The organism is Actinotalea ferrariae CF5-4 (genome assembly GCF_000603945.1).
GTDB classification, from domain to species: domain Bacteria; phylum Actinomycetota; class Actinomycetes; order Actinomycetales; family Cellulomonadaceae; genus Actinotalea; species Actinotalea ferrariae.
On the sequence record NZ_AXCW01000316.1, the window covers coordinates 1 to 4,007 of the forward strand.

Here is a 4,007-nt window from a genome sequence, read left to right on the forward strand (position 1 = left end):
CCGCGCAGGCGGCCCTGCGGGGTGCGGACCGCGCCCACGACGACGACGTCGTCCGGGCCGGCCGCCGAGGTCGGCGTCCAGTGGGGCGTCGCCGCGTCCTCGATGTCGGCCAGCGGGATCGACCCGGTGGGCGGCGCGCCGTCGGGCAGCGGCTGGTCCTGGCCTGCAGGCCCGCCGGTCGCCGGACGGGTCGCGTCGCCGCTCATGCCGTGGCCGCTCGTGCCGTCGGCGCTCATGCCGTCGCCCCTCGTGCTGTCGGCGCTCATGCCGTCACCGCCACGGTCTCGACGGAGCCCTCGACCCGGACGGGCGCACCGGTGCGCTCGACCACCTCGTCCGGCGTCACGCCCGGGGCGGTCTCCACGAGCCGCAGGCCGTCCGGCCCGACGTCGAGCACCGCGATGTCGGTGATGATCCTGTCCACGACTCCCCGTCCGGTCAGCGGCAGCGCGCACTCGCGCACGATCTTCGGCGACCCGTCCTTGGCGTTGTGGGTCATGAGGACGACGACACGGCGCGCCCCGTGCACGAGGTCCATGGCCCCGCCCGGGCCCTTGACCATGGCCCCGGGGATCATCCAGTTGGCGAGGTCCCCGCGCTCGGAGACCTCCATGCCGCCCAGCACCGCGACGTCGATCTTGCCCCCGCGGATCATCCCGAAGCTCAGGGCCGAGTCGAAGAACGAGGCGCCCGGCAGCACCGTCACGGTCTCCTTGCCGGCGTTGATGAGGTCCGGGTCGACCTGGTCCTCGGTCGGGTACGGCCCGACGCCGAGGATGCCGTTCTCGGACTGGAGCATCACGTGGCGGCCCTCGGGCAGGTAGTTGGGCACGAGCGTCGGCAGGCCGATGCCGAGGTTGACGTACGCCCCGTCGGGCAGCTCCAGAGCGGCCCGCGCGGCCATCTGCTCCCTGGTCAGCGCCATGTCAGCCCCTCTCCCCTGCGCCGGCGTCGGTCCGGACGGTCCGTCGCTCGATCCGCTTCTCGATGTCGGTCCCCACCTCGACGACCCGGTGCACGAACACCCCGGGCAGGTGCACGGCGTCCGGGTCGAGCTCCCCGGGCTCGACGAGCCGCTCGACCTGGGCGATGCAGAGCTGGCCGGCCATCGCGGCCAGCGGGGAGAAGTTCCGCGCGGAGCGGTGGAAGACGAGGTTGCCGTAGCGGTCCCCCACCTCGGCATGCACGAAGGCGACGTCCGTGGTGATCGCCTGCTCCAGCACGAACTCGCGCGGCTCCCCCTCGACGTCGAACGTCCGCACCTCCTTGGCCGCGGAGGCGAGCGCGACACCGCCGTCGGCGTCGTAGCGCTGCGGCAGCCCACCCTCGGCGACCTGCGTGCCCACACCCGTCTGCGTGAAGAACGCCGCGATGCCGGACCCGCCTGCCCGCAGCTTCTCCGCGAGGGTGCCCTGCGGCGTGAGCTCGACCTCGAGCTCACCGGCCAGGTAGCGGCGGGCGAACTCCTTGTTCTCCCCCACGTACGACGCGGTGATCTTGCGGATGCGGTCCGCGGCGAGCAGGAGGCCGAGGCCCCAGTCGTCCACGCCGCAGTTGTTCGAGACCACGTGCAGGTCCCGCGTGCCCCGCTCCAGGAGCGCCGTGATGAGTGCGACGGGGTTGCCGCAGAGCCCGAACCCGCCGACGGCGATGCTCGCGCCGTCCGGCACGTCCGCCACGGCCTCCGCCGCGCTCGGGACGACCTTGTCCAACCGGGTCAACGCTGTACCTCCGGGTCGTGTCGACGGCGCGAGGACATCCGGCGGCGCCGACGGGTGACGCACCACCGAGCGACGCTGCTCGGGGTGCTGCCGACCATTCTCGCCGTCCCGGCGACGGGAGGCGAACCGGCCCCGGTCAGGCGTGCTGGGTGACCCACGTATGCATGGCGATGGCCGCCGCGGCGCCCGCGTTGATCGAGCGCGTCGAGCCGAACTGCCGGATGTGCAGAACCACCTCGCACGCCGCGACGGCCGCCTCCGACAACCCCGCGCCCTCCTGCCCGAAGAGCAGCACGCACGCCCGCGGCAGCGCGTACCCCTCGAGCGGCACGGACCCCGGGACGTTGTCGAGGCCGACGAGCGGCAGCCCCGCCTCCGCCGCCCAGCCCGCGAGCGCGGCGACGTCGGGGTGGTGCCGGACGTGCTGGTACCGGTCGGTGACCATGGCACCGCGCCGGTTCCACCGCCGCCGCCCGACGACGTGCACCTCCGCCGCGAGGAAGGCGTTCGCCGTGCGCACGACCGAGCCGATGTTGAGGTCGTGCACCCAGTTCTCGATCGCGACGTGGAACCCGTGGCGGCGCATGTCGAGGTCGGCGACCACCGCCTCGACCGTCCAGTAGCGGTACCGGTCGACGACGTTGCGCCGGTCGCCGTGGGTCAGGAGGTCGGGGTCGTAGCGCGGGTCCAACGGGGCGTCCGGGCCGTCACCGAGGCGCGGCCACGCGGCCGGGCCGCCGGGCCACGGACCGACGCCGACCTCCCGGGCGGCGGGGGCGGCGTCGAGCTCCGGGAGCTCCTGCCCGCTCAGCGCCCGACCCCGCGCCACGCCTGCCGGGCATGCAGCCGGGACGCGGTGTGCAGCACGGCGTTGCGGTACAGCCGCACCCCGAGCGCGACGAACGCGACGCCCGTCGCGAGCACCACGAGCGCGGCGACGAACGGCTCCCACGGGTCGGCGTTGCCCAGGACGATGCGCGCCGGCATGAGCAGCGGCGCCGTGAACGGCACGTAGGACAGGATCCGCTGCACCGGCCCCGGGTCGATCGCGAAGATCGCCGTGAAGAACGGGACGACGACGAGCACCTGCATGACCACCGTGGTGGCGTTGAGGTCCTCCACGCGCGAGGCGAGGGCGCCGGCCGCGGCCCAGAGGCACGCCAGCATGACGAACCCGAGCAGGAAGAACACGACGAACCAGCCCGACGCCGCCAGGACCTGCCCGACCAGCTGGCCGCGGCCCATGAGCATCGCGCCGACGAGCCCGGCCGCGACGATGACGACGATCTGGCCGACCGCCATGACGGTGTTGCCGACGACCTTGCCGGCCAGCAGCCAGCGCACGGGCAGCGCGGCCACGAGCAGCTCGACGACCCGCGACTGCTTCTCCTCCACGACGCTCTGCGCGATCGACATCCCGAACGTGAGCACGGAGACGTAGAAGAGGAACGCGAACACCAGCACCAGGAGCTCCGGCGGCACCGCGCCGGTCGGCCGGGCGTCCAGGACCGTGACCTCGGGCGGCGTCGGGTCGATGAGCGCGACGACGTCCTCCCGGCTCAGCCCCGCCTCCTGCGCCGCCTCCGCGACCTGGAGCTGCGCCGAGGCCGCCGCGACGAGCACGTCCACCTCCGGCGGGACGCCCTCCCGGCCCAGGACCCGCAGGGCGTCGAGGTCGTCCCCGACGACGGCCGCCGCGACGTCCTCGTCCAGGACCAGGCGCTCCGGGTCCGCCTCGGGCTCCAGCACGACCATCTCGATGTCCGCCGCGGGCAGCCCCGCGGGCTCGAGGAGCGCCGTCACCGGCGGCACCTCCTCGTCCTCCTCCTGCGCCTGGCGGCCCAGGCCGGCGGCGAGCTCGACCGCCTGCTCGGCGGCCGTCCCCTGCACGGCGACGCGGAGGGCGGGGACCTGCTGGCTGAGCAGCACGGGCACCACGGTGGCGACGGCGACGAGGAGGAGCAGGAACGCCGTCGTCGCGAGGAAGGCCTTGTCCCGCAGCTTGACCCGGATCTCCCGGCCGGCGACGACGCGCACGGCGGACAGCGCGGTGAGGCCGTCGTCACGCTCGGTGCCGGTCATCGCACGACCTCCCGGAAGATCTCGGCGAGCGTGGGCACCACCGGGGCGAACTCGCGGACCGCGCCCGCGTGCTGCGCCGCCGCCAGGACCGCCTGGTCGTCGGCGTCGTCGGCGAGGTCGACGACGAGCCGGCCCCGCTCGGCGCGGACCGCCACGACGCCCGGGACGCCCGCGAGGACGTCCGGGCCGAGCGCCTCCCCCGCC

At 74.5% G+C, this 4,007-nt stretch carries 6 protein-coding genes; all 6 read right to left on the reverse strand.

What is annotated here, in order from left to right:
- Positions 1–266: hypothetical protein (locus N866_RS16935; protein ID WP_034228679.1), on the reverse strand; the 266-nt coding region annotated here is incomplete at its 3' end.
- A complete protein-coding gene (locus tag N866_RS16940; protein WP_034228681.1) occupies positions 263–925 on the reverse strand; it encodes a CoA transferase subunit B in 663 nt (220 codons plus the stop codon). The genes N866_RS16935 and N866_RS16940, both read right to left, overlap by 4 nt.
- A gap of 1 nt (position 926) precedes the next feature.
- Entirely contained in the window at positions 927–1,721 is a 795-nt protein-coding gene (locus tag N866_RS16945; protein ID WP_034228684.1) for a CoA transferase subunit A, read from the reverse strand.
- A 136-nt stretch (positions 1,722–1,857) separates the two neighbouring features.
- Entirely contained in the window at positions 1,858–2,532 is a 675-nt protein-coding gene (locus N866_RS16950) for a TrmH family RNA methyltransferase (protein WP_034228689.1), read from the reverse strand.
- Positions 2,529–3,803, reverse strand: coding sequence for an ABC transporter permease (locus N866_RS16955; RefSeq protein ID WP_052023199.1), 1,275 nt, complete (start codon positions 3,801–3,803; stop codon positions 2,529–2,531). Before N866_RS16955 ends, N866_RS16950 begins: the two co-directional genes overlap by 4 nt.
- On the reverse strand, positions 3,800–4,007 hold a 208-nt coding region (locus N866_RS16960), incomplete at its 5' end, for an ATP-binding protein DrrA1-3 family domain-containing protein (RefSeq protein WP_034228686.1). The genes N866_RS16955 and N866_RS16960, both read right to left, overlap by 4 nt.

Coding starts and splice junctions, on each gene's coding strand:
- N866_RS16940 (WP_034228681.1), bottom strand. CDS start 925: ATGGCGCTGACCAGGGAGCAGATGGCCGCGCGGGCCGCTCTGGAGCTG.
- N866_RS16955 (WP_052023199.1), bottom strand. CDS start 3,803: ATGACCGGCACCGAGCGTGACGACGGCCTCACCGCGCTGTCCGCCGTG.